Origin of the sequence: Pantoea septica (assembly GCF_002095575.1) — a bacterium.
In the GTDB taxonomy this organism is placed as follows: domain Bacteria; phylum Pseudomonadota; class Gammaproteobacteria; order Enterobacterales; family Enterobacteriaceae; genus Pantoea; species Pantoea septica.
Genome location: NZ_MLJJ01000018.1, coordinates 17,829 through 44,497 on the forward strand (window position 1 = coordinate 17,829; position 26,669 = coordinate 44,497).

The 26,669-nt window shown below is 58.8% G+C and carries 27 protein-coding genes and 1 pseudogene; 12 read left to right on the forward strand and 16 right to left on the reverse strand.

Annotation, left to right across the window (positions count from 1 at the left end):
* Nucleotides 1–28: 28 nt before the first annotated feature.
* The 7 genes from mrdA to lipA all read left to right on the forward strand — a co-directional run bounded on the left by mrdA (nucleotide 29) and on the right by lipA (nucleotide 7,734).
* Complete coding sequence (gene mrdA, locus HA46_RS11500; protein ID WP_084884351.1) at nucleotides 29–1,933, forward strand: peptidoglycan DD-transpeptidase MrdA; 1,905 nt, start codon at nucleotides 29–31, stop codon at nucleotides 1,931–1,933.
* A gap of 8 nt (nucleotides 1,934–1,941) precedes the next feature.
* Nucleotides 1,942–3,054 carry a peptidoglycan glycosyltransferase MrdB gene (gene mrdB, locus HA46_RS11505; RefSeq protein ID WP_033789012.1) on the forward strand — a complete coding sequence of 371 codons (1,113 nt, stop codon included), beginning with the start codon at nucleotides 1,942–1,944 and terminating at the stop codon, nucleotides 3,052–3,054.
* Nucleotides 3,055–3,064: 10 nt separating this feature from the next.
* Nucleotides 3,065–4,153 carry an endolytic peptidoglycan transglycosylase RlpA gene (gene rlpA / locus HA46_RS11510; protein ID WP_084884354.1) on the forward strand — a complete coding sequence of 363 codons (1,089 nt, stop codon included), beginning with the start codon at nucleotides 3,065–3,067 and terminating at the stop codon, nucleotides 4,151–4,153.
* 129 nt (nucleotides 4,154–4,282) lie between these two features.
* Entirely contained in the window at nucleotides 4,283–5,494 is a 1,212-nt protein-coding gene (dacA, locus tag HA46_RS11515) for a D-alanyl-D-alanine carboxypeptidase DacA (protein ID WP_033788906.1), read from the forward strand.
* Nucleotides 5,495–5,594: 100 nt separating this feature from the next.
* A complete protein-coding gene (gene ybeD / locus HA46_RS11520; protein ID WP_033751835.1) occupies nucleotides 5,595–5,858 on the forward strand; it encodes a DUF493 family protein YbeD in 264 nt (87 codons plus the stop codon).
* 81 nt (nucleotides 5,859–5,939) lie between these two features.
* A complete protein-coding gene (gene lipB, locus HA46_RS11525; RefSeq protein WP_033788905.1) occupies nucleotides 5,940–6,599 on the forward strand; it encodes a lipoyl(octanoyl) transferase LipB in 660 nt (219 codons plus the stop codon).
* A 169-nt stretch (nucleotides 6,600–6,768) separates the two neighbouring features.
* Entirely contained in the window at nucleotides 6,769–7,734 is a 966-nt protein-coding gene (lipA, locus tag HA46_RS11530; protein ID WP_084884356.1) for a lipoyl synthase, read from the forward strand.
* 103 nt (nucleotides 7,735–7,837) lie between these two features.
* Here the strand turns inward: lipA and tatE are convergent, their stop codons facing one another.
* The 6 genes from tatE to HA46_RS11560 form a co-directional block, all read right to left on the reverse strand.
* Nucleotides 7,838–8,041 carry a twin-arginine translocase subunit TatE gene (gene tatE, locus HA46_RS11535; RefSeq protein ID WP_033751842.1) on the reverse strand — a complete coding sequence of 68 codons (204 nt, stop codon included), beginning with the start codon at nucleotides 8,039–8,041 and terminating at the stop codon, nucleotides 7,838–7,840.
* Nucleotides 8,042–8,144: 103 nt separating this feature from the next.
* Nucleotides 8,145–8,915, reverse strand: a complete 771-nt coding sequence (locus tag HA46_RS11540; RefSeq protein ID WP_033788903.1) for an amino acid ABC transporter ATP-binding protein — start codon at nucleotides 8,913–8,915, stop codon at nucleotides 8,145–8,147.
* Complete coding sequence (locus HA46_RS11545; RefSeq protein ID WP_084884359.1) at nucleotides 8,912–9,868, reverse strand: amino acid ABC transporter permease; 957 nt, start codon at nucleotides 9,866–9,868, stop codon at nucleotides 8,912–8,914. Before HA46_RS11545 ends, HA46_RS11540 begins: the two co-directional genes overlap by 4 nt.
* On the reverse strand, nucleotides 9,865–10,752 hold the full coding sequence (locus HA46_RS11550) for an ABC transporter substrate-binding protein (RefSeq protein ID WP_084884361.1): 888 nt from the start codon (nucleotides 10,750–10,752) through the stop codon (nucleotides 9,865–9,867). The genes HA46_RS11545 and HA46_RS11550 overlap by 4 nt, the downstream gene beginning before the upstream one ends.
* A 21-nt stretch (nucleotides 10,753–10,773) precedes the next feature.
* Entirely contained in the window at nucleotides 10,774–11,568 is a 795-nt protein-coding gene (locus HA46_RS11555; RefSeq protein ID WP_033788900.1) for a deaminated glutathione amidase, read from the reverse strand.
* Nucleotides 11,568–12,536, reverse strand: coding sequence for a substrate-binding domain-containing protein (locus tag HA46_RS11560; protein WP_084884364.1), 969 nt, complete (start codon nucleotides 12,534–12,536; stop codon nucleotides 11,568–11,570). Before HA46_RS11560 ends, HA46_RS11555 begins: the two co-directional genes overlap by 1 nt.
* Nucleotides 12,537–12,667: 131 nt before the next feature.
* Here HA46_RS11560 and HA46_RS11565 point away from each other — a divergent pair, with 131 nt between their 5' ends.
* The gene (locus HA46_RS11565) at nucleotides 12,668–14,023 is read left to right on the forward strand and encodes an aminotransferase class I/II-fold pyridoxal phosphate-dependent enzyme (RefSeq protein WP_033788898.1); all 1,356 of its coding nucleotides are present in this window, start codon (nucleotides 12,668–12,670) and stop codon (nucleotides 14,021–14,023) included.
* Here HA46_RS11565 and HA46_RS11570 read toward each other — a convergent pair.
* The 3 genes from HA46_RS11570 to pagP form a co-directional block, all read right to left on the reverse strand.
* Nucleotides 14,007–14,432 (reverse strand): GNAT family N-acetyltransferase, encoded by a 426-nt coding sequence (locus HA46_RS11570; protein WP_033788897.1) that lies wholly within the window; start codon nucleotides 14,430–14,432, stop codon nucleotides 14,007–14,009. The genes HA46_RS11565 and HA46_RS11570 overlap by 17 nt on opposite strands.
* Nucleotides 14,433–14,698: 266 nt before the next feature.
* Nucleotides 14,699–14,908: a transcription antiterminator/RNA stability regulator CspE gene (gene cspE / locus HA46_RS11575; RefSeq protein WP_033751857.1), complete on the reverse strand. Its 210-nt coding sequence runs from the start codon at nucleotides 14,906–14,908 to the stop codon at nucleotides 14,699–14,701.
* A 151-nt stretch (nucleotides 14,909–15,059) separates the two neighbouring features.
* A complete protein-coding gene (gene pagP, locus HA46_RS11580) occupies nucleotides 15,060–15,629 on the reverse strand; it encodes a lipid IV(A) palmitoyltransferase PagP (protein ID WP_084884365.1) in 570 nt (189 codons plus the stop codon).
* A 386-nt stretch (nucleotides 15,630–16,015) separates the two neighbouring features.
* On the opposite strand from pagP, the gene HA46_RS21545 reads away from it, so the two are divergent.
* Nucleotides 16,016–16,222 (forward strand): ECs_2282 family putative zinc-binding protein, encoded by a 207-nt coding sequence (locus HA46_RS21545; protein WP_414692270.1) that lies wholly within the window; start codon nucleotides 16,016–16,018, stop codon nucleotides 16,220–16,222.
* A gap of 17 nt (nucleotides 16,223–16,239) precedes the next feature.
* Here the strand turns inward: HA46_RS21545 and HA46_RS21630 are convergent, their stop codons facing one another.
* On the reverse strand, nucleotides 16,240–16,329 hold the full coding sequence (locus HA46_RS21630; protein ID WP_445260702.1) for a small membrane protein YohP: 90 nt from the start codon (nucleotides 16,327–16,329) through the stop codon (nucleotides 16,240–16,242).
* Nucleotides 16,330–16,580: 251 nt separating this feature from the next.
* On the opposite strand from HA46_RS21630, the gene HA46_RS11590 reads away from it, so the two are divergent.
* Entirely contained in the window at nucleotides 16,581–16,826 is a 246-nt protein-coding gene (locus HA46_RS11590; protein ID WP_084884370.1) for a hypothetical protein, read from the forward strand.
* An 80-nt stretch (nucleotides 16,827–16,906) separates the two neighbouring features.
* Nucleotides 16,907–18,022: pseudogene (locus tag HA46_RS11595) on the forward strand (malate/lactate/ureidoglycolate dehydrogenase).
* Nucleotides 18,023–18,055: 33 nt separating this feature from the next.
* Here HA46_RS11595 and gntT read toward each other — a convergent pair.
* On the reverse strand, nucleotides 18,056–19,372 hold the full coding sequence (gntT, locus tag HA46_RS11600; protein WP_033788895.1) for a gluconate transporter: 1,317 nt from the start codon (nucleotides 19,370–19,372) through the stop codon (nucleotides 18,056–18,058).
* A gap of 290 nt (nucleotides 19,373–19,662) precedes the next feature.
* On the opposite strand from gntT, the gene HA46_RS11605 reads away from it, so the two are divergent.
* Entirely contained in the window at nucleotides 19,663–20,820 is a 1,158-nt protein-coding gene (locus HA46_RS11605; protein ID WP_084884373.1) for an iron-containing alcohol dehydrogenase, read from the forward strand.
* A gap of 34 nt (nucleotides 20,821–20,854) precedes the next feature.
* Here HA46_RS11605 and HA46_RS11610 read toward each other — a convergent pair whose 3' ends face one another.
* The 5 genes from HA46_RS11610 to HA46_RS11630 form a co-directional block, all read right to left on the reverse strand.
* Nucleotides 20,855–21,679 carry a Cof-type HAD-IIB family hydrolase gene (locus HA46_RS11610; protein ID WP_033788893.1) on the reverse strand — a complete coding sequence of 275 codons (825 nt, stop codon included), beginning with the start codon at nucleotides 21,677–21,679 and terminating at the stop codon, nucleotides 20,855–20,857.
* Nucleotides 21,680–21,839: 160 nt separating this feature from the next.
* Nucleotides 21,840–22,301 (reverse strand): RcnB family protein, encoded by a 462-nt coding sequence (locus HA46_RS11615; protein WP_084884376.1) that lies wholly within the window; start codon nucleotides 22,299–22,301, stop codon nucleotides 21,840–21,842.
* An 804-nt stretch (nucleotides 22,302–23,105) separates the two neighbouring features.
* Entirely contained in the window at nucleotides 23,106–23,807 is a 702-nt protein-coding gene (locus HA46_RS11620) for an EAL domain-containing protein (protein ID WP_084268141.1), read from the reverse strand.
* Between the two features lie 317 nt (nucleotides 23,808–24,124).
* Entirely contained in the window at nucleotides 24,125–25,219 is a 1,095-nt protein-coding gene (locus HA46_RS11625; protein ID WP_033788891.1) for an ABC transporter substrate-binding protein, read from the reverse strand.
* Between the two features lie 108 nt (nucleotides 25,220–25,327).
* Nucleotides 25,328–26,623, reverse strand: a complete 1,296-nt coding sequence (locus tag HA46_RS11630; protein ID WP_033788890.1) for an HAAAP family serine/threonine permease — start codon at nucleotides 26,621–26,623, stop codon at nucleotides 25,328–25,330.
* Nucleotides 26,624–26,669: the final 46 nt, after the last annotated feature.

The window sequence follows — 26,669 nt, forward strand, 5'->3', positions numbered from 1 at the left end:
AGGCTAACCCCGACATTTTAAGTAGCGGATGAAATTACAAAGCAACGCCTTTCGCGATTACAGTGCCGAACAGAAACTCTTTGTCCGTCGGGCGTTAATTGCGTTCTTCGGAATTCTGGTGCTCTCTAGCGTGCTGGTGGTCAATCTTTACCACCTGCAAATCCTGCGCTTTGAAGATTACAGTACCCGCTCTAACGAAAACCGCATCAAGCTGGTGCCGGTGGCGCCGAGCCGCGGCATTATCTATGACCGCAACGGCACCGCCCTGGCGCTTAACCGCACCATCTATCAGGCGGAGCTGGTGCCGGAAAAAGTCGACAACCTCAAGCAAACGCTGGAAGATCTGCGCCCGGTGCTGGATATCACCGACGAGGATCTCGACGCCTTCGACAAAGAGCGCAAGCGCTCGCGTCGCTTTACCTCTATTCCCGTTAAGGTCGGCCTTAACGACGTGCAGGTGGCGCGCTTCGCCGTCAACCAGTACCGCTTTCCCGGCGTCGAGGTGAAAGGCTATCAGCGTCGCTACTACCCCTACGGCCCGACGCTGACGCACGTCGTCGGCTACGTCTCCAAAATCAACGACCGCGACGTGGCGCGCCTCGATAAAGAGGGCAAGTGGCCGAACTACGCCGCAACGCACGATATCGGCAAGCTGGGCATCGAAAGCTACTACGAAGATGTGCTGCACGGCATTACCGGCTATGAAGAGGTCGAGGTGAATAACCGCGGCCGCGTCATCCGCCAGCTGCACGAGCAGTCTCCTCAGGCCGGGCGCGACATCTGGCTGACCATCGATCTCAAGCTGCAGCAATATATCGAAACGCTGCTGGCCGGCAGTCGCGCGGCGGTGGTGGTCAGCGATCCGCGCACCGGCGAGATTCTGGCGATGGTCTCTACGCCCAGTTACGATCCGAATCTTTTCGTCGACGGCATTTCGAGCAAAGATTACCGCGGCCTGCTCAACGATGAAAACCGCCCGCTCTATAACCGCGCCATTCAGGCTTCCTATCCGCCCGCCTCGACCGTGAAGCCCTATGTGGCGGTCTCCGCGCTGAGCGCCGGCGTCATCAACCGCAATACCAGCCTGTTCGACCCGGGCTGGTGGCAGCTGCCCGGCTCGGAAAAGCGCTATCGCGACTGGAAAAAATGGGGCCACGGCCGCCTCAACGTGACCAAGTCGCTGGAGGAGTCGGCGGACACCTTCTTCTATCAGGTGGCGTATGACATGGGCATCGATCGCCTGTCGGAGTGGATGAACAAATTCGGCTATGGCCACCGCACCGGCATCGATCTGCCGCAGGAGAGCGCCGGCAACATGCCGACGCGCGACTGGAAGATGAAGCGATTTAAAAAGCCGTGGTATCAGGGCGACACCATTCCGGTCGGCATCGGTCAGGGTTACTGGACCGCGACGCCGCTGCAGATGAACAAGGCGCTGATGATCCTGATTAACGACGGCGTGGTAAAAGTGCCGCACCTGCTGCGCGCCACCCGCGAGGGACGCACCATGGTGCCCTGGCGTCAGCCGCCGGGCGAACCGATTGGCGATATCCACTCCGGCTACTGGGAGATCGCCAAAGACGGCATGTACGGCGTGGCGAACCGCGCAAACGGCACGGCCCATAAAAGCTTCGCCGACGCGCCCTATAAAATCGCCGCCAAATCGGGTACCGCGCAGGTCTTCGGCCTGAAAGAAAACGAGACCTACAACGCGCATAAGATCGCCGAGCGTCTGCGCGACCATAAGCTGATGACCGCGTTTGCCCCCTATGACAAACCGCGCGTCGCCGTCACCATGATTCTGGAAAACGGCGGCGCAGGTCCGGCGGTCGGCACGGTGATGAGACAGATCCTCGACCACATTATGCTGGGCGACAACAATACGGCTCTGCCGGACGCGACCCCTACCCCGCCCGGCTATGAAGGTGAATAACGATGTCGATGAACGATAGTCCGCAGAAGAGATCGATCTGGACGCGTATCCACATCGATCCGCTGTTTATGCTGGTGATTCTGGCGCTGCTCGCCTATAGCGCCATCGTGATCTGGAGCGCCAGCGGACAGGATCCGGGCATGATGGAGCGCAAAATCGGCCAGATTGCGATGGGCCTGGTGATAATGCTGGTGCTGGCGCAGGTGCCGCCGCGCGTCTATGAGGGCTGGGCGCCCTATCTCTATATTATCTGCGTAATATTGCTGGTCGCGGTGGACGCCTTCGGCCATATCAGTAAAGGCGCGCAGCGCTGGCTCGACCTCGGCGTAGTGCGCTTCCAGCCCTCGGAGATCGCTAAAATCGCCGTGCCGCTGATGGTGGCGCGCTTTATCAACCGCGACGTCTGCCCGCCGACCTTAAAGAATACCGGCATCGCGCTGATCCTGATCTTTATGCCGACGCTGCTGGTCGCGGCGCAGCCCGACCTCGGCACCTCTATCCTGATTGCCGCCTCCGGGCTCTTCGTGCTGTTTCTTTCCGGCATGAGCTGGAAGCTGATCGGCGTGGCGGTGCTGCTGGTCGCGGCCTTTATTCCGGTGCTCTGGTTCTTCCTGATGCACGACTACCAGCGCGACCGCGTAATGATGCTGCTCGATCCGGAAAGCGATCCGCTCGGCGCGGGCTACCATATTATTCAGTCTAAAATCGCTATCGGCTCCGGCGGATTGCGCGGCAAGGGCTGGCTGCACGGCACCCAGTCGCAGCTGGAGTTTTTGCCGGAGCGCCACACCGACTTTATCTTCGCCGTGCTTGCGGAAGAGCTCGGTCTGGTGGGCGTGCTGATCCTGCTGGTGCTCTATCTGCTGCTGATCCTGCGCGGGCTGGTGATCGCCGCGCGCGCCCAGACCACCTTCGGCCGCGTAATGGCGGGCGGATTAATGCTGATTTTGTTCGTTTATGTTTTCGTTAATATTGGCATGGTAAGTGGTATCTTACCGGTGGTGGGCGTCCCTCTGCCGCTGGTCAGCTATGGCGGCTCGGCGCTTATTGTCCTTATGGCGGGATTCGGCATCGTCATGTCGATCCATACTCACAGAAAAATGTTATCTAAAAGCGTTTAAGAGGCTGCACATGCGTAAGGAATGGCCTGCTGTTGCTCTGGCACTACTGGTTTTGACCGCCTGTACTACTACCCAGGAACCGCAAAATACCGCGCCGCCGCAACCGGCCTATAACGGCCCGGTGGTGGAAATCCCGGGCGTCGAGCCAAAATATGAGCCCATTAATCCCGGCACCAGCCAGGATTACAGCGCGAACGGCAAGTCTTACCGTATCGTCAAGGATCCCTCTAACTTCAGCGAAGTGGGACTGGCCGCCTGGTACGGCGACGAAGCGCAGGGCAAGCGCACCGCTACCGGCGAAAGCTACGATCCCGACGCGCTGAGCGCGGCGCACCCTACGCTGCCGCTGCCCAGCTACGTGCGCGTCACCAACCTCGCCAACGGTCGCCAGATCGTGGTGCGCGTCAACGATCGCGGTCCTTATACCCCGGGACGCATTATCGACCTGTCGCGTGCGGCGGGCGATCGCCTCAATATCTCGAACAACAGCCGCGTGCGCGTCGACTACATCAAGGTCGCGCCGGACGGCACTCTCTCCGGTCCCGGCACTATCGGCACCGTGGTGGCGAAGCAGAGCTATGCCCTGCCCGCGCGCCCGGATCTCGGCGGCAATGGTGTGATGAACGGCAGCAGCGAACCTGCCGCCGCGCCGGTGCCGGCGCAGGATATTCGCGCCGTCGACAACCGCACCCTGCAGAGCAACGGCGAGATGGGCGCGCCTGTCAGCAGCAGCGGCTTCCTCGGCGCCCCTCAGCCGCTGGCAAACGGCGTGCTGGAGGGCAGCGAGCCTGCGCCGCAGCCGATCGCCGCGCCTGCGGCCGCACCAGCGGCGGCGGCACCTGTCGCCAGCAGCGCGACCGCGCAGCCGTCCGGCGGTTTCGTGGTACAAGTGGGCGCCATCAACGACGCCGCGCGCGCGCAGCAGATGGCGCAGAGCCTCGGAGAGAAATATGGCGTGCCCGGCTCGGTCGAGAATGCTGGCAACAATGTCTATCGCATTCAGCTCGGCGGTTTTAAAAACCGCGCCGACGCCGCTGCGCTGCAGCAGCGCCTGAACGCCAACGGCCAGGCGTCATTTATCACCAGCGCGCGTCGTTGAACCTCGGCTCGCCGCGCTGGACATCTCTGCTAACAACAGAATGACAAAGCCAGATGCCTGTAAAACAGGCATTTGCTATGATGAGCCACTTTTTTTTAACCTTAACTCACGGATATTGTAGTCCATAACATGAACACGCTGAAACCCTCTCGTTTTCTGAAACGCCTGACAGTGGGATCACTGGTCGCCTTTTCGCTCAGCCACGTAGCATTTGCTGATGACGTCAACCTCAAAACGATGATCCCGGGCGTGCCGGATATCGACGCCGAAGCCTATGTGCTGATCGACTACAACTCGGGTAAAGTCCTGGCCGAGAAGAACGCCGACGCCCGTCGCGATCCTGCCAGCCTGACCAAAATGATGACCAGCTACGTAATTGGTCAGGCGGTCAAAGCGGGCAAGATCCATCAGGATGATGTGGTTACCGTAGGCAAAGATGCCTGGGCGACCGGCAACCCGGTGTTCAAAGGCTCGTCGCTGATGTTCCTGAAGCCGGGCGATCGCGTGCCGGTTTCGCAGCTGACGCGCGGCATCGTGCTGCAGTCGGGCAACGACGCCTGCGTAGCGATGGCGGACTATGTCGCCGGCAGCCAGGATGCCTTCGTTGGCCTGATGAACAACTACGTGAAGGCGCTGGGCCTGCAGAACACCCACTTCCAGACGGTGCACGGCCTGGACGCGGACGGCCAGTACAGCTCGGCGCGCGATATGGCGCTGATCGGCCAGGCGCTGATCCGCGACGTGCCGGACGAGTATTCGGTTTATAAAGAGAAAGAGTTCACCTTTAACAATATCCGCCAGACCAACCGCAACGGTCTGCTGTGGGATACCAGCCTCAACGTCGACGGCATTAAAACCGGCCACACCGAAGCGGCAGGTTACAACATCGTCTCTTCCGCCACCGAAGGCCAGATGCGTCTGATCTCGGCGGTGCTGGGCGGCCGTACTTTCAAAGGACGCGAAGTCGAGAGCAAAAAGCTGCTCACCTGGGGCTTCCGCTTCTTTGAAACCGTGGCGCCGCTGAAGGCGGGCAAAGAGTTCGCCTCTGAGCCTGTCTGGTTCGGCAACAGCGATCGCGTACAGCTGGGCGTAGAGAAAGACGCCTATCTGACCATTCCGCGCGGCCGCATGAAGGATTTGAAAGCCAGCTATGTGCTGAACAACAGCGAACTGCACGCCCCGCTGCAGAAAAATCAGGTAGTGGGCAGCATCAACTTCCAGCTTGACGGCAAGACTGTGGAGCAGCGTCCGCTGGTGGTGCTGAACGAGGTGCAGGAAGGCGGATTCTTTAGCCGCATCATCGATTACATCAAGCTGATGTTCCATCACTGGTTCGGCTAAGCGGCCTGGCGGTTGAAAAGTCGCCGCGTCGTCGCCATAACTACGCTATGATAATGCTCCCGCTTCGGCGGGAGCCTGTTTTTTATGCACCGGAGTCAATATGAAAACCAAACTGAATGAACTGCTCGAATTCCCTACTCCTTTTACCTATAAAGTGATGGGTCTGGCGCAGCCGGAGCTGGTTGATCAAGTGGTTGAAGTGGTGCAGCGCCATGCGCCAGGCGACTACTCGCCCGACGTCAAGCCAAGCAGCAAAGGCAACTACCACTCGGTATCGATCACTATTAACGCCACGCATATCGAACAGGTGGAAACCCTGTATGAAGAGCTGGGCAATATCGATATCGTGCGCATGGTGCTGTAAGTGCCGGCGTCGGCGAAGGGTCTTGGTCTTGCCCTTTGCCGACGTTATACTCAGCCTTTCCTCCTTAACCGGACCGCCGTTTTGTCAGCAGATACGCTTCTTATCCGTCAGCTCGGCCAGCGCGACTGGCAACCCGTCTCCGATGCCATGCATCAGTTCACCGATCGCCGTAACGGCGACAGCCGCGATGAAGTCTGGCTGGTGGAGCATCACGCCGTTTTTACCCAGGGCCAGGCCGGCAAGGCCGAACATCTGTTGATGCCGGGCGATATTCCGGTGGTCCAGAGCGATCGCGGCGGTCAGGTCACCTATCACGGCCCGGGCCAGCAGGTGATGTACGTGCTGATTGACGTTAAGCGCCGCAAGATCGGCGTGCGTCAGCTGGTGACCGCGCTGGAAGAGACGGTGATCGGCACGCTGGCGCACTTCGGCGTCGAGGCGCGCGCGCGTCCCGACGCGCCGGGCGTCTATGTCGGCGAGGAGAAGATCTGCTCGCTCGGCCTGCGCATTCGCAAGGGCTGTTCGTTTCACGGTCTGGCGCTCAACGTCGCGATGGATTTAACCCCATTTCTGCGCATTAACCCCTGCGGCTACGCCGGGATGCGCATGACGCAGCTCAGCGCCTTTCAGCCCGGCGTCAGCCTGGCGGACGTGCAGCCGCTGCTGGTGGCGGCCTTCGCGCGCCAGCTGGGCTTTACCCAGGTTGAGTGGCTGGCGGCTGAATCTGCGCCGCTGCCTTAACCGTGCATGCGAATTTACAAAATTGTAACTTTTCCCGCCGCCGGACGGCTGCTTCTGCCAGGCGGAACTGATATAATTTTTGAAATTTTATCAAATAAAGTTGAAAGCTTTACCGCTGACCTGAAGGCGAAAGCTCTCATCACGCAATCCGACCGGAACCTGCAGACTTATGAGTAAACCAATTCAGATGGAACGCGGCGTCAAATATCGCGACGCAGATAAAATGGCGCTGATCCCGGTAAAAACCGTGGTGACAGAACGTCAGGAGCTGTTACGCAAGCCCGAATGGATGAAAATCAAGCTGCCTGCGGATTCCAGTCGAATCCAGGGCATCAAGGCGGCGATGCGCAAAAACGGGCTGCACTCGGTATGCGAAGAGGCCTCCTGCCCTAACCTGGCTGAGTGCTTTAACCATGGCACCGCGACCTTTATGATCCTCGGCGCCATCTGTACCCGCCGCTGCCCATTCTGCGACGTGGCGCACGGCCGCCCTAACGCACCGGACGCCGGCGAACCGCTGAAGCTGGCGCAGACTATCGCCGATATGGCGCTGCGCTACGTTGTCATTACTTCGGTAGACCGCGACGACCTGCGAGACGGCGGCGCGCAACACTTCGCCGACTGCATCAGCGCGATTCGCGAAAAGAGCCCGGCTATTAAAATTGAAACTCTGGTACCCGATTTCCGCGGCCGTATGGATCGCGCGATGGAGATCCTTACCGCTACGCCGCCGGACGTCTTCAACCACAACCTCGAGAACGTGCCGCGCGTCTACCGCCAGGTGCGTCCGGGGGCAAACTACGACTGGTCGCTGAAGCTGCTGGAACGCTTTAAAGAAGCGCATCCGTCGATCCCGACTAAATCGGGTCTGATGGTGGGCCTGGGCGAAACCAATGCGGAAATTATCGACGTGATGCGCGACCTGCGCCGTCACGGCGTCACCATGCTGACGCTGGGCCAGTACCTGCAGCCGAGCCGTCACCATCTGCCGGTTCAGCGCTACGTCAGCCCGGCCGAGTTCGACGAGATGAAAGAGGAAGCGCTGGCGATGGGCTTTACCCATGCCGCATGCGGTCCCTTTGTGCGCTCTTCTTATCATGCGGATATGCAGGCGAAAGGCCTGGAAGTGAAATAAACGCAGCCCTGCCGCAGGCAATAAAAAACCAGACGCGGTAAGGTCTGGTTTTTTTATGTCCGTAAGAAATAAATGGTTACATCTATTCTCTGGCGGTCATGCATCACTCTTTATGGGTGACGCGCTCTGCCGGAACATCTTCAGCCGTTGTCTTGGTTGCGGTGGGTTCTTCATCTTTCATGGCTTTTTTGAAGCCTTTGATTGCGGAGCCCAGATCGCCACCCAGTGAACGTAACTTGTTGGTGCCAAAAAGCAGTACGATGAGCGCACCGATGATCAGCAGTTTGGCAATACTGATACCTTCCATACTTTACCTTTCAACCTAAGCGAAAATGAACAGTGCTATTTACGCGCAGATCGCCGCCAACCTCAACTAGATTCTGTAACAGAGTAAGATTATTGATGCCGCGTTAAATAAAACGGCTTAAAAACGCCTGGGTGCGCGGATGCTGCGGCTGCGCGATCACCTGTTCGGGCGGCCCCTGCTCCACCACCACGCCGCCATCCATAAATACGACCCGATCGGCCGCTTCGCGCGCGAAACCAATCTCATGGGTCACGACGATCATGGTCAGCCCCTGATCCGCCAGCGTGCGCATGGTGGCCAGCACTTCGCCGACCAGCTCAGGGTCAAGCGCCGAGGTCGGCTCGTCGAACAGCATCAGCGTCGGCTTAATCGCCAGCGCGCGAGCGATCGCCACACGCTGCTGCTGACCGCCGGAAAGATGCCGCGGCCAGGCGTCCGCCTTGTCGCTCAATCCTACCGTCGCCAGCAGCGAACGCGCATAGGCTATCGCCTCGTGACGGGGAAACTTATGCACGCCGATCGGCGCCTCGATAATGTTCTGCAGCACCGTCAGATGGGGGTAGAGGTTGAACTGCTGGAATACCATGCCGATTTTCTGACGCTGAAGGGCGATTTTACGCGGCGAGAGGCGATGCAGAATGCCCTTTTTCAGCTCGTAGCCAATCTGCTCATCTCCTACCATGATCGAACCGCCGTTCATATCTTCCAGATGGTTGATGCAGCGCAGGAAGGTCGATTTGCCCGAGCCGGACGGCCCAAGGATCACCACCACTTCGCCTGGAAACACGTCGAGATCGATCCCTTTCAATACCTGGTTATGGCCGTAACTTTTATGGACGTTACGCGCGCTGACCAGCGGCGCGACAGCACTCATATATCCTCCTTCTGAAGCAGGCGCGCGCCGGGGAGCGGCGTGGATGCGCGCGATTTCGCCGCCTCTACCGTGCGGCGCGTGCCCCGCGCGTAGTAGCGCTCTATCGCCGACTGGCCGACGTTCAGGATCGAGGTAATCAGCAGATACCAGATTACCGCCACCATCAGCATCGGGATAATTTCAAAGGTGCGGTTATAGATCGCCTGCACTGAATAGAGCAGGTCGCCCATCGCGATAACGCTCACCAGCGAGGTCGCTTTGATCATGCTGATCAGCTGGTTGCCGCTGGGGGGAATAATGGCGCGCATCGCCTGTGGAATAATGATGCGTCGCAGCGCGCGGCTGCGGCTCATGCCGAAGGCCTGGGTGGTTTCGACCTGGCCGTTGTCCACCGACAGCAGTCCGGCGCGGATAATCTCCGCCATATAGGCTGCCTCGTTCAGCGCCAGCCCGGCGATGGCCGCCGTCAGCGGCGTAATCAGATCGTTGGTGTTCCAGCTGGCCCAGGTCACGGATGTCCAGGGCAGCGTCAGCGAAAGCGTGGGAAATAGCGTCGACAGGTTGTACCAGAATATCAGCTGCACCAGCAGCGGCGTGCCGCGAAAGAACCAGATATAGAGGCTGGCGATGCCGCTCAGCAGCCGGTTCTCCGACAGACGCCACACCGCCAGTAGCAGTCCCAGCCCGGTGCCGAGGATCATCGAGACGACGGTCAGCCCGAGCGTGATTTCCAGCCCCTTCAGCACCGACTCCTCGGTAAACCACTGCAGCACCACCTTCCATTCGAAGTTAGGATTGGTCGCCACCAGCCAGAGAAAGTTGGAGGCGAGGATCAGCGCCACAATCCAGGAGACCCAGCGTCCCCAGGCGGGCGCACTGCGGGCGAAAGCCACGTCGCGCTGCTGCACGTCGGCCCTGTCCGTGGCTCGTGTATTGTGGATGTCCGGACTCATTTTGCCGCCCCTTTCGCCAGGTTGAGGCCCGGCGCGCTAATCATATTACCGTCCAGCTTCCACTTTTTCATGATGGCGGCGTAGGTGCCGTTTTGGTAAAGCGCCTTATAGCCATCCAGCACCACCTGGCCCAGCGGCGACCCTTTCGGCACTACCGTGCCCTGGAAAATGTCACCGAAGCCGTTTTTCTGCCCTTTGCCCGCCAGCTCAAGCTGGCCGCTCGCCTGCTCGATGAAGTATGTCAGGGGCGCCTGCGAAGAGAAGAAGGCGTCAGATCGCTTCGAGCGTACCGCAAGAATCGAAGAGGGCTGATCGGTAAAGGATTGCACCACCACGGCCGGCTTGCCCGCCGCCACGCACGCTTCCGACTGTTTGCGGATCACCTGCTCCGCCGATCCCGCCGCCATTACCGCGATGCGCTTGCCGCAGGTATCCTCCAGCCCGTTGATCTTTTGCGGATTGCCTTTTTGTACCCCGAACACCACGAACTCCTGCACGAAGTCGATAAAGTCTACTTTTTGCTGACGATCCGGGTAGTCGCCTATCGGGCCGATCGCCAGCTGGTAGCGTCCGGAGTTAATGCCAGAGAGCACCCCTGACAGACCGCTGACCGTGGCGTGCTCGATTTTCACGCCCAGCAGCTGGCTTAGCGCGCTGCTGAGGTCGGCAGAAGCGCCGTCCATGGCGTGCGGGCCGTTGACGATTTCATAGGGCGGAAAGGATCCGTTGTTTACCGAGATCATCTTGCCCGCCTGCTTAATGGCCTCGGGCAGGCGGTCATGCAGCCCCTGGTCGACCTGCTGCGTCGGAATCGCATCGGCGGCGTGGGCCAGCGAGGTGCTCAGGCCAAGCGCCAGCAAAATAGCGGTTGCACTCTTTTTCACGGTGGTTTCTCCCAGGCGTGCTTATTCTGTTTTGAGCTCTGGACGAGCGAAGCGACGATTTTCCAGCACCGGCAGCACGCTGCGCGCATAGGCGATACGCTGCGGATCGAGCTCCGCAAACACCAGCGCAGTCGACTCCGGCGCTTTGGCGATAGCGACGCCAAGCGGATCGACGACCAGGCTGTTGCCGATATTGCGCGGTCCGCACTCTCCCACCGCCACCATATAGCAGGTGTTCTCCAGCGCCCGCGCCGTAGTGAGCAGCTCCCAGTGCATCTCTTTCAGCGGGCCTTTCACCCAGGCGGCGGGCAGCACCAGCACCTCGGCGCCGTCCAGCGCCAGACGCCGCGCCAGTTCGGGAAAACGCACGTCGTAGCAGGTCATCAGCCCTACCTTCATGCCGGCGACCTCAACCAGCGGCGGGATAGCGGCGCCGGGATTGACGCGCTGCGACTCCTGCATGGCGAAGGCGTCGTAGAGGTGCAGCTTTTCATAAGCGGCGATAATTTCGCCGTTGCGCAGCGCAACCAGCACGTTCAGCGCTTTGTCGCCTTCGGCCGGCACATGAACGCTCATCATGGTGGTCAGCGCGCTGCCCTGGCTTTTCCTCAGCAGCTGCGTCAGAAAAGGACCGTCCAGCGGCTGGGCCGCCTTCAGCACCAGATCGGGATCGGCGATATCGCGCGCCAGCACCCCTTCCGGCAGCACCAGCAGATCGGCGCCGCCCGCTGCGGCGCGCGCCATAAGATCGAGGCAGATAGCCGCGTTTTCCTGCCATTCGCGGCTGACCGCGAACTGCCCCATCGCTACTTTCATCATATGTCCCCCTTGCTGGCCGCCGGGAAGATCGCTTCCGGGGTCAGGCGCGTTTTCGTCAAACCTTGCAGATAAAGCTCATCGGCAAAGTCGGCAATCATCTTCTTGTTAACCTCAAACCCGTTCTGATTCCAGCTGGCGGGCAATTCCTGCGCGGTGCGTCGCAAATCGTCCAGCAGCCAGGGCGTGGTGTCAGCGTACTTCTCCCGCTTTTGCATCCACAGTCGCCATGAGCGATCGATAATCTCGCTGAGCGCCTGCGGCAGCCAGGGGTGCGCTTCGGCCAGAGCCGGCTTGAGCGCCAGAATATGAATGCCCGGCACGTAGCCGACGCGGTGGAAATAGTCGCGTTCCGCCTGCTGGAAATCGATTTGTAGCTGACGCAATCCAGAGTCCGGCAGGAAAAAGCCTTCCGGCATAAAGGGCGTAAACAGCGCGTCCAGCTCCCCCGCTCGCAGCAGATCGAGCAGTGGACGCTCGCCCGGCGCGGCCTCGATGCGGCCCGGACGGCCAAAGCCCGCCAGGCGATCGACGACGGGATGCGTCTCCGTCAGGCGACCAGCGAACCAGTAAGCATCGTCGATCTCTATGCCCGCCTCGCGCAGCACGGCGCGCGTCCAGGTGTTGCCTGAATCCTGCCAGCCGGTGACGCCGATGCGCTTGCCTTTCAGCTGCGCCGGCGTCGTGAGCGGACTGTCGGCAGTGGTGATAATGCAGCGCTGACGAAAGCCGCGCATCAGAAAGTGCGGCAGACCCAGCAGGCCGCTTTCGCCGCGCGCCCGCCCCTGGGCATAGCGGCTGAAAGAGACTTCGCCGCCCTCATAGTCGGGGCTGTCGGCGAGGCGATCGACCAGCGTGCCGACGCGGTCGATCACCAGCTCAAAGCCCTCGGGTTGCAGGTCGCCCAGCGCCAGCGGCGTAAAGTAATCCCAGTCGCGCACGGCCAGTCTGACGGTTAATCTGCTCATGTTTGCCCCGTTAGCAGGTAGCGCCCTGCGGCGCTGATGGTTTATTCATCAAATAGTGCTTGAATTTGATACTAGTTCGGGAATACTTATCTGAACAATCATTAATTCGTTACTGAACAAAGTATTTTCTTATGACGCAAACGGTGGATATCGACTGGCTGAGCGAGCAGATAAGCGACGCCTCAGTAAAAGGCATTGCGCTGGCGGCTTCCACGCTGATCCGCGAGGGCAAGATTGCGGTAGGTATGCAGATGCCCGCCGTACGCGAGCTGGCGGAGAAGCTGGGCGTCAGTCCGGCGACAGTGTCGGCGGCCTGGGGGCAGCTCAAAAAGCATAAGGTGCTGGCAGGCAAAGGACGCAGCGGCGTCTGGGTGTCGGGCAATACCGTGATGCCGCGCCCGATTCGCTTTGAGAAAATTGGCAACTACGGCGACAACATCCGCGCCGATCTGTCGATGGCCTCGCCCGATCCCGCGCTGCTGCCCGATTTGCAGCCTGCCCTACAGGCCGCGCTGCAGTCGCCGCATCTCAACAGCTATGTTCGCGAGGCGATTTCGCCGGTGCTGTTGTCTGCCATCAAGCCGCGCTGGCCCTATGCGGCCGAAGCCTTTCTGGCGACGGACGGCGGCTTCGACGCGATGAATCTGGTAGTGCAGACGCTGGTCTCGCCAGGGGACCGCGTGGTGATTGAGGATCCCACTGCGACGCGGCTGCTGGATATGCTCGATAACGTCGGCGCGGAAATCCTGCCGTTAGCCTGCGACGATGAGGGACCGCTGCCGGAGATGCTCGCCGCGCTGCTGCAGAAGTCGCCGGTGATGGTGATTTATCAGCCGCGTACCCATTCCGCGACCGGCAACAGCGTCAGCCGAGCGCGTCAGGCCGCGCTGGCGCAGACGCTGGCGCAGAGCGCGACGTTGATTGTCGAAGATGACGGGCTGGGCGATCTCTCCGCGACGCCCGCCTGGAGTCTCGGCAATATTTTTCCGGACCGCACGCTGCACGTCCGCTCGTTTTCCAAAGCTTACGGCCCCGATCTGCGGCTGGCGGTTCTCTCCGCAACGGCGGAGATGGTGAGGCGCATTCAGGCGTGGCGCAACTTCGGTGTCAGCTGGACCAGCCGAATTTTACAGGATAGCGTCGCCTGGCTGCTGCAGGACGCCGCGACGCAGGAGACGATCGCCGCCGCGCGCGCGATTTATCGCCAGCGTCGCGAACAAATGCTGGCGGCGCTGGCGGCGCACGGGCTGAGGCTGCCGATGCGCGACGGACTAAGCATCTGCATACCGGTGGCGTCGGAGCAATATGCGATGATTACCCTGGCCGCGCGCGGCATCGCCGTGCTGCCAGGCGAACGCTGTCGGCTGGGGCCGACGCAGTTTATCCGCGTCAGCATTGCCTGTTTGCAGGAGAGGCAGCTGGAGATGCTGGCCAGCGCGCTGGCGATTGCCGCCGGACGCGAGGCGCGGCTTAGTTCAGACCTTTGATATGGTAGCGCGGCGACTCTTCATAGCCTTCGCGCAGGTAAAACTGGTTCGCTTTGAGCCGCGATGCGTGGCAGTGCACTTCCATGCGGTCGCAGCCGCGCTGCATCGCCATCGCTTCAGCGTGCTGCAACAGCTGCTGGCCGACACCCTTGCTGCGCTCCCCTTCTGCGATGCAGAAGTAGCTGATGCGCGCAAAGTCGCCCGCCAGCGCCAGCTGAGGAATAAAGTGCATCGACAGGAAGCCCAGCACCTGGGTGCCATGCTCCGCCACCAGCAGCATCTCGTCGGGATCGCTGCTCAGCTGCGAAAGGCGTTTATCGATAAAGCTCTCGGTGCCGCCATAGCCTAATTCGGCCAGCAGCGCGCTGAGCGCAAAGCTGTCTTTCGCCTGTGCCTGACGTATATTCATCCTGCCTCCTGAAGAAAATAATGCTGCCGCTCTGTTATATAGCGTCGGCAGAAAAAAAGCTGCAACTACGGGTTGTTATAATAATGTTACGAGGCTTTTATGTGACTGACGCCGCAGTTCGTGCGGCGTGACGCATTCATCATGAGCGATTCAGGCGGAGTTAATCTTTGTCGTCAAAGTCGGGCAGTTCAGCGAGCGGGTTTGCGGCTTTTCAAGCCATAAAAAAACCCGCCATAGGGCGGGTTTTTGAAATTCTGACTGTTAACTTACAGGCTGATAACGTTAGCAGCAGATGGGCCTTTGGCGCCTTCGGTGATTTCAAACTCTACGCGCTGACCTTCAGCCAGAGTTTTGAAGCCGTTGCTCTGGATAGCAGAGAAGTGTACGAACACGTCTTTGCTGCCATCTTCTGGAGTAATGAAACCGAATCCTTTAGATTCATTAAACCACTTAACGTTACCTTTAATCTTGGACATCTAAATTACCTTTACATGAAAAATGGACACTAAACTGTGTCGCCGTCTAGTACAGCAATTGCCGTGACATTTGTCCAGTGAGAATTGATGAAAAAGTGATAAATATCGCCTTTTTTTCACTTTTTCCCTGCCTGACAGATGCCCTGAAAAGTTAAAACTGAAGCCGCAGCCAGGCGAAGTAGACGTTGCCGTTATTGTAAGTGCCTGGAATATAGGTCATCTGAAAATTCAGCGGGCCATAACCCACCGACGCCAGCGGCAGCAGCGCGGGAACCGGAATATAGTGCCAGTTATCGCGCGCCGTGACGCCGGCGGTGTAGCCTGCGCCAAAGTGAAAACGGCTCCCGTCGATGGGATGCCACGTCGCCTCCCAGCCGTAGCCGGTGAAGGGCTCCCACTTGTTATAGGAGTCCTTAAAGGCCATCAGATAGAGGCCATGCCAGTTGCCCTTCTCGTCATAGCGCGAGATGCCGCCGCCCGCGCCCCAGGGTCGCTCGTTGTAGCGCTCGATATGCTCGTCGTCGTAGGTCCAGCGGTTATGCCAGGTGATAGCGGGCAGATACAAATCGCTTTCCTGCGACTGCCGCCAGGTCTGCTGCAGGTTGTTGGTAAAGGTGTTCCAGCCGCTCTGGACGGCCGTAAGCGTCGCAGCCTGGAGGGAATATGAGAAAATAAGCGCGGAGCAGGCGCCGACCGCGGCGCTCGAAGAAAACCGGTTCACAACTCTTTTCCTGTACAAATCGACGCGCGCCGACCAGCTTGCTCCTGTCAGGCCGCACGCATCCTGGTTAAATACAATCCTGCGTCAGGGGCGCGATTATGCGCAACCGAAATCAAACCGGAACCAAACAGAGAAAAACAATTGCTTTTAGATGCCTCGACAGGCGGGCCCGGCGCCGTTTCTACGCCTCATCGGGCAGCGTCTTATATTTCACTCCGCACAAGAGTTACCAAGAGCAACAATAACTCAATATAATTATTAAATAATTAAACAAGAACCTCAAAAGATAACGCGCATTAATTGTTTAGAATTTTTGATAAATAAACCGGAGGGATTTGTTAGAATAGCGCCTGTTCGATTCAGGCAAGGAGAGCATTAGTATGGTAATGAAGATTCGCTGCACCGCCTGTGGCAGTGCGAAGTTTACTTTTACCCACGATCCTTCTGCAGATCCGGCGTTTCATGGGGCACGCTGCGCCAGCTGCAATAAGCGCCTGACCGCGCGGGATCTGTTGCCGAATACGCTTGTCGACCCTATCGCGCGCTGTCTGGTCGCGCAGGCGTCTAAGAGGCACAGAAGCAAGGGCACCTGAGCGGTGCCCGCGTTGATTCAGAAAATTAACTTAAATACGCCGGTCAGCGTCAGTAACCCAACAATGAAAATGATGGCGATAATCCACAAAATTATTTTCATATCCATGTTCCTTTGCCAGTAAAAAACCTTTCCAGATAAGAGTATAGCCTATCGCTGCGTTTTTGCTGGGCCACCTTACGCGCTGGCCGGCGCGAACCTTTTCCAGATAAGCCCGAACTATTTTTGCGACGTCGATCGCAGCAGCTGTTTTTTTAACCGCCTCACGCTTCGTTTCCGCCTTTTCCACCCGCTAAACTTTTAGCGGCAAAGGCAGGCCTCTGCGACGACCACCATAAGATGAGCAACAAGGAGACACTATGAGCATGATAAATACCAGTATGGGTCGCTACAGCCTCAAGGCGAAAAATGCTGGCGATCACATTAAAGGGTCTTTCGCTATCAATGATGAAGGCGGCACGCAGCTCAGCATGCAAGAGTTCGATGAGCACTATATTGATGATGTTATCAACAACGTGATCTACCCCGTTACCGGCGGTAATCGCGAAATTTCGCGCGCGCTGCGCGAGCAAATGATCAAAGCTGGCTTTGAACAGCCGCATTAACCCGCTGTTTTGGGCCACGCGTTGTGGCCCATCTTATCCTCTGAAACCATCACTTGCCGTCGCTTTTTTTTAGCCGCAGGATGCGGTGTACCCATAAAAAGGAGAAGAGCAAAGTGAGTGAACTCTATCGAATCAATGCCGCGCGGCTGCATCAGTTTGTGCAGGCGATATGGCTGCACGCCGGCAGCGAAGCCGACGAGGCGCGTCTGGTGGCGGATCATCTGGTGGCGGCGAATCTGGCCGGACACGACTCCCACGGCGTCGGCATGATCCCCAGCTATATGCGCTCGTTCAGCTAGGGCCATCTGCAGCTTAATCAGCATCCGGTGCTGGAAAAAGACGCCGGCGCGGTCCTGACCTTTCACGCCCGTTCCGGCTTCGGCCAGGTGGCCGCTTATGAGGCGATGGAACAGGGTATCGCGCGCGCGCAACAGTTGGGGATCGCCGCGGTCGGCCTGCACCACTCGCACCATATTGGCCGCATCGGCCACTGGGCTGAACAGTGCGCCGCGGCGGGTCTGGTCTCTTTTCATTTCGTCAACCTGATGGGCGACCCAATGGTGGCGCCGTTCGGCGGCAGCGATCGCCGCTTCGGCACCAACCCCTTCTGCGCCATTTTTCCGCGTCGTAACGCCAGTCCCCTTCTGCTCGATTTCGCCACCAGCGGCATCGCCTTCGGCAAAACGCGCGTCGCCTGGAATAAAGGGGTGGACGTGCCGCCCGGCTATTTGATCGACCATCAGGGCAAGCCGACCGAACATCCTGCCGTTATGCATGAAGCGCCCTACGGCTCTCTGCTGCCCTTTGGCCTGCACAAGGGCTATGCGCTGGCGACGCTGTGCGAAATCCTCGGCGGCGCGCTCTCTGGCGGACGCACCACCCATGACGAAACGGTGCTCGCCAGCCATGATGCGATCTACAATTGCATGACCGCCATCATTCTTAACCCGGAAGCGTTCAACGCGCCGGCGATGCAGGAGGAAGCGGAAGCCTTTCTCGACTGGGTGAAGCGATCGCCGCAGAGCGGCAGCGAGCCGATACAGGTGCCGGGAGAATGGGAAGAGGCGAATCGCGCGCAGCGCGAGCGTGAGGGGATCCCGCTGGACGCCAACAGCTGGGGGCAAATCTGCCTGGCGGCGACCCAGGCGGGGATGCCTGACGAGGAGCTGGCCGCGTTTCGCGCGCTGGCCAGCTAAGGTTGTGCGCCGGGCAACGCCCGGCGATAAAGTTTAAATCACCATCGACAGCAGCATACAACCCACCAGGCCGCACACCGAAATAATGGTTTCCAGCGCCGACCAGGAACGAATGGTCTCGCCAATCGTCAGGTTGAAATACTCCTTAAACAGCCAGAAGCCGGGATCGTTGACGTGGGAGAAGATGACGCTGCCTGAACCGACCGCAATCACCATCAGCTCCGGACTGGCGCCGCTGCTGGCGATCAGCGGCGCGACGATGCCGCCTGCGGTGATCGCCGCTACGGTGGCGGAGCCGAGCGCAATACGCAGCACTGCGGCAATCGACCAGGCCATAAAGATCGGCGAAACGTTGCTCTCCTGCATCATCGCGGCGATATATTTATCGACGCCGCTGTCCACCAGCACCTGTTTGAACGCCCCGCCGCCGCCGATAATCAGCAGCATCATGGCGATAATTTTAATCGAATCGGTAATGGTGCCCATCACCTCATCCATGCTGCGTCCACGATTGAGGCCGAAAGTGAAGATGGCGATCAGCACCGCAATCAGCGTCGCCATCACCGGGTCGCCGAAAAACTCCGCATAGGGCAGCAGGACATGCCCTTTGGGCAGCACCATTTCCGCCAGCGCGCGCAGCGCCATCAGCACTACCGGCACCAGCGCGGTCCAGACGCTGACGCCGAAGCCGGGCATCTCTTCTTCGCTAAACGTTTTCGGGTTATAGAGCCCTTCCGGGATCGGTTTATCGATGCCTTTCAGGAAGCGGGCGTAAACCGGGCCGGCGAGGATCACCGTCGGGATGCCGAGCAGCGTGCCCCACAGCAGAGTTTTGCCCATATCGGCGTTAAACAGCGTCGCGATTGCCGTCGGACCAGGATGCGGCGGCAGAAAGCCGTGCGTCACCGACAGCGCGGCCGCCATCGGCACGCCGACGTAGAGCAGCGGCACGCGCGCCGAGGCGGCGATGCTGAACACCAGCGGCAGCATCAGCACGAAGCCAACTTCATAAAAGAGCGCGAAGCCGACGGTAAAGCCGGTCAGCACCAGCGCCCACTGAATATGCTGCTTGCCGAACTTCTCAATCAGCGTAGTGGCGATGCGCTGCGCGCCGCCGCAGTCGGCCAGCAGTTTGCCGAGCATGGCGCCGAAGCCCATAATCAGCGCCAGACTGCCGAGCGTGCCGCCGACGCCGTTTTTGATCGAAAGGATCACTTTATTGACCGGCATGCCCTGCATCATGCCGACAACCAGCGCCACCAGAATGAGCGCGATGAATCCGTTAAGTTTGAAGCGAATCATCAGCAGCAGCAGTAACGCCACGCCGATCGCCACAATAAGTAAGGGCATAGGTTTTCTCCACCTGACTGACCGGCGAGCGCCAGCAGCATATTGTTCTCATGGGTCCGAAACGGACATTGGGTACGGCATCGGAAAAACGGACTAACAGCCTGACATAATCTGTTACCAGTAACATGTTAAGGGTAACATCCTGATGAAAGCATCTCCCCTCACAGGCTGAATTTCTGTTTTGCGAAGGTGATCAACTTTTCATCGCAGCGTTATCAGAAAGTTTGCCGCTGCCGCCGTTCGGCTTTTGGTTACACTCTCTCTTTTCCTGATGACATAAGGATGTTGCGGTGAGTGAGAACCTGATCGAGCTGTACAGCAATCAACGAACCCTCTCTGGACGCGGCAGCATCAATAAGCTGGTGCCGCTGCTGAGCGCCGACCCTCAGCCTACGCTGCTGTTCTGCGGGCGCTCTTTTCTTAACGGGCCCGTCTATGCGCGTCTGAAAAGCGAGCTGAACGATCACATTATTGGTTATGAAATCGTGGCGCATGAAGCGTCACCGGCTGAGATTGACGCCTGGGTCACACGCTGGCGCGGCCACGTGGATCGCGTAGTGGCGATTGGCGGCGGCAGCGTGCTCGACGGCGCCAAAGCTTTCAGCGCCATGATGCAGCATCCGCTCCCCACCGCGCGCTATCTGGAAAAGGTCGGCGATACGCCGGTGCAAGCGGTGACGCTGCCGCTAATCGCCGTGCCGACCACGGCCGGCACCGGCAGCGAGGCGACGCAGAATGCTGTGGTGACCGATCAGCATGACATCAAGGTGAAGGCTTCGCTGCGCCATCCGGTATTTGTGCCGCAGGTGGCGATTCTGGATGCGGATCTGCTCAAAGGCGCGCCCGATAAGGTGCTGGCGACCTGCGGCATCGACGCCTTTACCCATCTGTTCGAGGCCTATCTCTCCAGCAAAGGGAATCTGTTTACCCGCCAGCTGGCGCTGACCGGGCTGCGCCAGTTTATCCAGGCCTGGCCCGCGCTGAACCGCGACGATACGCAGGGCGACGCGGCGCGCGACGCGATGATGATGGCCTCCTGGCTGGGCGGCGTCTGCCTCAGCAGCGCCGGCCTGGGCGTGATCCACGGCATTGCCGGCGAGCTGGGCGCCATCAAGCCTTATCATCACGGCGAAGTATGCGGCCGGCTGCTCTTTCCGTTTCTCGATCTGCTGGCGGAAAGCGACGATACGCAGCAGCAGCGGCTGATGCAGGATCTGCAGCAGCAGCTTTTCGCCGCGCCGGCGGCGCAGCCAGCGCGCTTTTTGAAAAACTGGCTGCAGCAGCAGGCGATCGCGCCTTTCTGGCAGGAGACCCAGACGCTGAGCAGTGAAGAGGTGGAGTGGATTCTGGCGCGCGCCAACAGTAAAAACTCGCTGGTGAACTACAGCCAGCAGGCGATGCGCACGATGCTGACGCAGGCGTGGCGCGTGGTGCCAGCGCAGGCGTAACGGGCAGCGACGCCGCCGCCCGCCCGCGCAGAATTCAGGCGAACGGCGGCGCGCCTGCCAGCATCTTCTCGATAACCTGCAGAACGCCCGCCTCGTTGTTGCCGGGCGCAGCGTAGCGCGCCGCCTCTTTCACCCGCTGCGGCGCGTTGGCCATGGCGAAGCTAAACCCGGACTGCCTGAGCATTTCCAGATCGTTGCCGCCGTCGCCAAACGCCAGCACCTGCTGATGATCGATGCCCCAGCGCTGCGCCAGAATGTTCAGGCCGTTGGCCTTGTGATGGCCCGGCACGATAAGATCCACCGAGCCGTGACCGCTTGAGGTCGCCGCCGCAGCGCCCGCGTGCAGCCGCTGAATATCCGCCATCAGCGGCTCGACATAGTCGTCGGAGAGGTTAAGCGCGAACTTGAACAGCCGATCGTCGCCGGTCTCGTCCAGCGAGTTAATCGCCTTCAGCCGATGGCAGTAGTGGCGCATTTTCGCCAGCCACTGCTCTTCAACGCCGCTGAAGTAGTAAGCGCTTTCACGTCCGCACAGGATATAACGCAGCCCTGGATAGTTGCCGTTTTGCAGCGTATCGAGCACCGCATGCACGTCCGGACGAGAAAATGCGCCGCAGAACAGCTCTTCTTCGCCATCGAGGATCCAGGCGCCGTTCTCCGCCACAAAGGCGATCTCGCTGGCAATAGCGGGAAAGAAAGATTTCAGCTGGTAGTACTGATTGCCGCTGGCGACGACAAACTTAATGCCGCGCGCTTTCATCTCTTCATAGCAGCGCATAAAGCGCGGGCGGTCGTACTGCTTCTGGTTATCAAGAAAGGTGCCATCCATATCGACCGCCACCATTTTTACCGCTGTCATCTCGACTCCTTATCAGGCGAAAGGGAACAGTATGGAAGCAAAGCATAGCCTGGAGAGCGTGAAAAAAAGAGGAACAGGTGCGCGCGCAGGCAGCCGGTTTTCCGAAGACCGAGGCGGAAATCAGGGAGAACGAGCGGCCGGAGCCGCCCGAGTGGCCGCCTTAGTTAAAGGCGTTGCCGAGGATCAGCGAAGTGATAATGCCCGTCGCGGCGGCAATCAGCACATAGTTGCCGTCGATATAGGACCAGTATTCGCCGCGCGGCGGCTCCGGCAGACGGCGCTCGCGCCAGTCGTCTACCCGATAGTGCGGGCCGCGATATTCGTGCGGCATCGGGTGGCCGCGGCGAAAATCGTGTCCGTTCCAGGCGAAATGATCGCGGTCACGGTCGTGGTAGTCATGTCGGTCGCCATGAGGGTTGCCGGCAAAACGGTCGCGATCCGGACCATGGCCTTGCGGACCACGGCCGCGATCGTCGTGGCGGTCGCCATCGCGACGATCGCCATCATGCTGCCGCCAGGGCTGGCCATGATGGTCTCCCGGGCCGTCAGCCCAGGAAAGGGTAGAAATCAGCGAGCTGCATGCAATAAAAGTCGCGATAACGCGTAATGTTGTTTTTTTCATCGTAAACCTCCAGTGGCAACAGCGAACGTTGCGCCGTTGAGCTCTACTATCGGCGATTCGCATGGCGCCTGCATCTCCAAAAGTCTTAAAAATCTGAAACTTACAGACTATTACGCCGTTTAGCGCTTCCTTAACACTCGGCAGAAATTATGGAGACCGCTGGACCTGCGGGCGGCGCGATGAACAGACCGCGCAGGCAGCGCGGGCAGCGCATTAAAGGGCGGTTTAGCAGAGAGGAAAATAGAATCAAACCGAAATGAAAACCCGATCGAAATCGATCGGGGGAATCGAAATTCCTTTATACCGAAGGCCGGCTAATCCTTGCCAAATCAAGGAAAAAACTAGAGGAGACAACACCACATCACTAGTGTTGAACAAAGAGACTAACACTGTAGCTATTATTTTGGCAGCACTAATTTTCCTGATTAGGATATTTTCTTATTCATATCACGCTGCGCTGACTTAATTTTTAGCGTGAATTAGACTTTCCGTTAAATATCCGCCTCGCGCATCATCATTTAAACAAAACAGGTATGGGGTCTGACCAGAGGGAGGAATTAATTATTTGGACTATTAATTTGGCTGCTAAATATCGCCTTGCGAAAACTTTAGCGCGCGGTCTGATGGCTCGCCCGCATGTCGCGTCAGCTCTCACCCTGACGAAGCACAGCGCGAACGAAAAAAGCAATAGTGTTTTCATTTTATTTACGCTTTATCCGCCCCGCTTAGCCAGGTTTATTAATCGCATTTTTTATGCGAAAGCGATAAAACACGCGATATGCGCTGCGCCCAATAAAAAAGGACTCAGCTGAAAAACTGCGGTAAATCCTCTATTTCCAACGCGCTAAAATAGTATCCCTGCAGACCGTAAAGCGGGATATGTTCCAGCGCCGCCAGATCCTCTTTATTTTCGACGCCCTCTACGATTATCTGCGGACAATAGCGCTGAATATTGGCCATCAATACCGGAAAGATCGATTTATCCTTTTGCTCCCAGAAAAAGCGCTTGTCGATTTTTACCGCCTCAAACAGACCGGTATAGAGCGCTTCCAGATTGGCGAAGCCGGTGCCGAGATCGTCGAGGAAAAAACGGATGCCGCGCGCTTTCAGCCGATGCAGCGTTTCGCGCGCCTCATGATCCTGGTGAAAGTCGATAGCTTCGGAAACCTCTAGCCGTATGACGCTGGCGGTGCTGAGCAGCCAGCCCAGCCGCGCATCCTCCTCCAGCATGGTCACCATATCGCGGTCTACATTGATACTGACGAAGAGGTGATGCGCCTCAAGCAGCGCCACAACCGGCGACAAATCGCCCAGCTGCTCATAGAGCAGATCGCGCTTTTCGCTGCACGGCATATTTTCAATCACCATAAAGGGATTGCGCGATTTCCCCGCCAGCGAGGTGTAGCGCGTCAGCAGCTCAAAACCGACAAAGCGGCCGCTCTGCGACATAACCGGCTCAAGGATAAATTTTTTACTCAGCGTAGAGGCCAGGGAGTGTGAATTCATAAATACCTCGGGCAAAGCCCAAACGACAGCGTCCAACCCCGCATAAAGCCCGCCAGGGCTGGCTGCGACGAGAAGCGCTGCCTCATTGATCGTCTGGTTTTGCACTTCCTGTTGCACGGTTTATTAGGCCCGCGCGAAATAAACGCGCGCATTTCACCCTGTTTTTTAGTTTTGGCAATATTTTTTCAACTGGCGGCGTGAGAGACGCAAAGAAATACCGGAAGCAAAAGTAAACAGCGGTTTGTTTAAGAGTAGCGAAAGATAGCGCAGCGGAAAGGTAAATTAACCGCGCGTTTTGTCAACGCGCGGTCGGCGGCTCAGGGCGCGCTTAAGGTCACCGGCGCATCCGGCAGCCGGGTAAAGTGGGTCACGATGTAGTGGAAATCGGCCGTAGGATCGAGCTGCGCAAACGTCTGCGGATAGAGATCTTTCGCCAGAATCTCCATGCCGATGATGTTGTAAGGATGGTTATAGAAGTGGTGATAAACCCCATAAACGCGGCCATTCTCGACCGGCGCGATCTGCTTCAGACCGCTGCGGTTCAGCAAACCGCTAAAGGTCGCTGAAACCTCCTGCGGCGTCGTGTTATAGCCAAACGGCAGCACGCCAGGGTTAGGACGCTTCGAGCCGGTCATAATATAAACGTCCGGCTTCATAGCGATAATCTTCTCAAGCGAAACAAAGCCGGCGTTGCCCGGCAGCAGCGCGGAGCCGATATTCTTACCGCCCACCGCCTCCACCAGTCCGCCCCAGCCGTTATGGCCGTGCGTGAAACAGCAGTTGTCGCTGTTGCCGGCGATCGGCTCGATAAACACCGTCGGCTTCTTCGGCACCTGGGCGATGGCCGCGTCGAGCTGCTGTAAACGCTGCTGATAAAAGGCGGTATAGTCGGCCGCCTCTTTCTCGCGGTTAAGCACCTTGCCGAGCAGCGCCACGCTGCGCGCGGTGTTCTCTTTCGGGTGCAGCTCATAGTCGATAAACAACACCGGAATATTGAGCCCTTTCAGCGTATCCAGCACGCCTGACTGCTGCAGCGCCGATTTCGCGCGCAGCTGGGCGATCATCAGGTCCGGCTTCTGCGCCAGCACGCTTTCGAGATTGACCTGCCCCTGATCGTTGAAGCCCATATCAACAATGTTGCTTGCCTGCGGCCAGCGCTGCCTCAGCAGCTCCCAGGTCTGGGTATCCTGCTTTTTCGGCAGGTTATTCCACGCCACCACGCGCCTGAAGGGATTGTCGCGGTCGAGCAGCGCCAGCGCCAGCACGTCGCGGCCATCCTGCAGGATCACATGCTGCGGCTCACGATCGAGCCGAATGGCGTTGCCGTCGAGATCGGTGATCTGCAGCGGGTAAGTGGTGGCGCCGCACGCCGCCGACGTCAGCAGCCCGGCCAGCAGAAGTCCCTTTTTCATCGCTTACTACCTCAGTAACTAATAATTATTCTCAACAAAGTTAGCATGTTGCGGGACGGGAAAGCTATACCGCGACTAAACGGCCCGCGCCAGGCGGGCGTCTTCTCGTTAGCTGAGCAGGGAGTAGAAGATGGCGGAGATCGCCACCAGCCCAACCAGCACCACGAACAGATTGCTGAGATGCCCGCTGTATTTGCGCATCGCGGGAACGCGGCGGATGGCGTACATCGGCATCAGGAACAGAATTATCGCGATCACCGGCCCGCCGAGGGTTTCGATCATATCGAGAATGCTCGGGTTCCAGCTCGCCACCAGCCAGGTGCTGAACAGCATAAACAGCGCCGTCGCCCGGTTCAGCTTCGCAGGCGCCAGGCTTTTGCCGCGGCTGTGCAGCATTTTATTGACCAGGCCGTTAAAGCCTTCGCGCGCGCCGAGATAGTGGCCGAGAAAGGATTTGGTAATGGCGACGATGGCGATCAGCGGGCCGAGCCAGGCGATAACCGGGACGTTAAAGTGGTTGGCGAGATAGGAGAGAATCGAGATATTCTGCGCCTTCGCCGCGGCGAGATCCTGCGGCGACAGGCTGAGCACGCAGCTAAAGACGAAAAACATCACCGTCGCCACCATCAGCAGATGGGAACAGGCGAGAATGCGCGAGCACCTGGGCTCCGCGCCTTCGCCATACTCCGCGCGCTTCGCCACGGCGAACGAGGAGATGATGGGCGAATGGTTAAAAGAGAAGACCATCACCGGGATCGCCAGCCACAGCGTCATCGCGATGCCTTTGCCGCCGCCGCTGTGGTGCAGCGACAGGGTCTGCAGCGCCGCGCCATGCCAGTGCGGGATCAGATATACCGCCAGCAGCATCAGTACCGCGACAAAGGGAAAGACCAGAATGCTCATCGCCCTGACAATCATCTGTTCGCCGAAGCGCACCACCGTCATCAGACCGATAATCAGTATCAGCGACAGCAGCACGCGCGGCGGCGACACCAGCCCTAACTGATGTTCGATAAAGCTCTCGACCGTATTGGTGATCGCCACGCTGTACATCAGCAGAATGGGAAAGATGGCGAAGAAGTAGAGCAGCGTAATGATTTTGCCCGCGCCGGCGCCGAAGTGCTCTTCCACCACGTCCGTAATATCTTCTCCCGCGTTTTTGCCGGAGAGCACAAAGCGGGTCAGCGCGCGATGGGAGTAAAAGGTCAGAGGAAAGGCGAGGATCGCCATAATGATCAGCGGCAGCAGCCCGCCGACGCCTGCGTTGATGGGCAAAAAGAGTACACCTGCGCCAATGGCTGTGCCGTAAAGCCCCAGCATCCAGGTGGTGTCGGTTTTGCGCCAGCCGCGTTCGGCGGGCGCCTCTGCGGCTGCGGTCAGCGCGCCGGTTTGCGTGGTTTTCATCTGCCTGTCCTGTCTTCATGACGCCAACGCCGTCGACGGTGAGTTG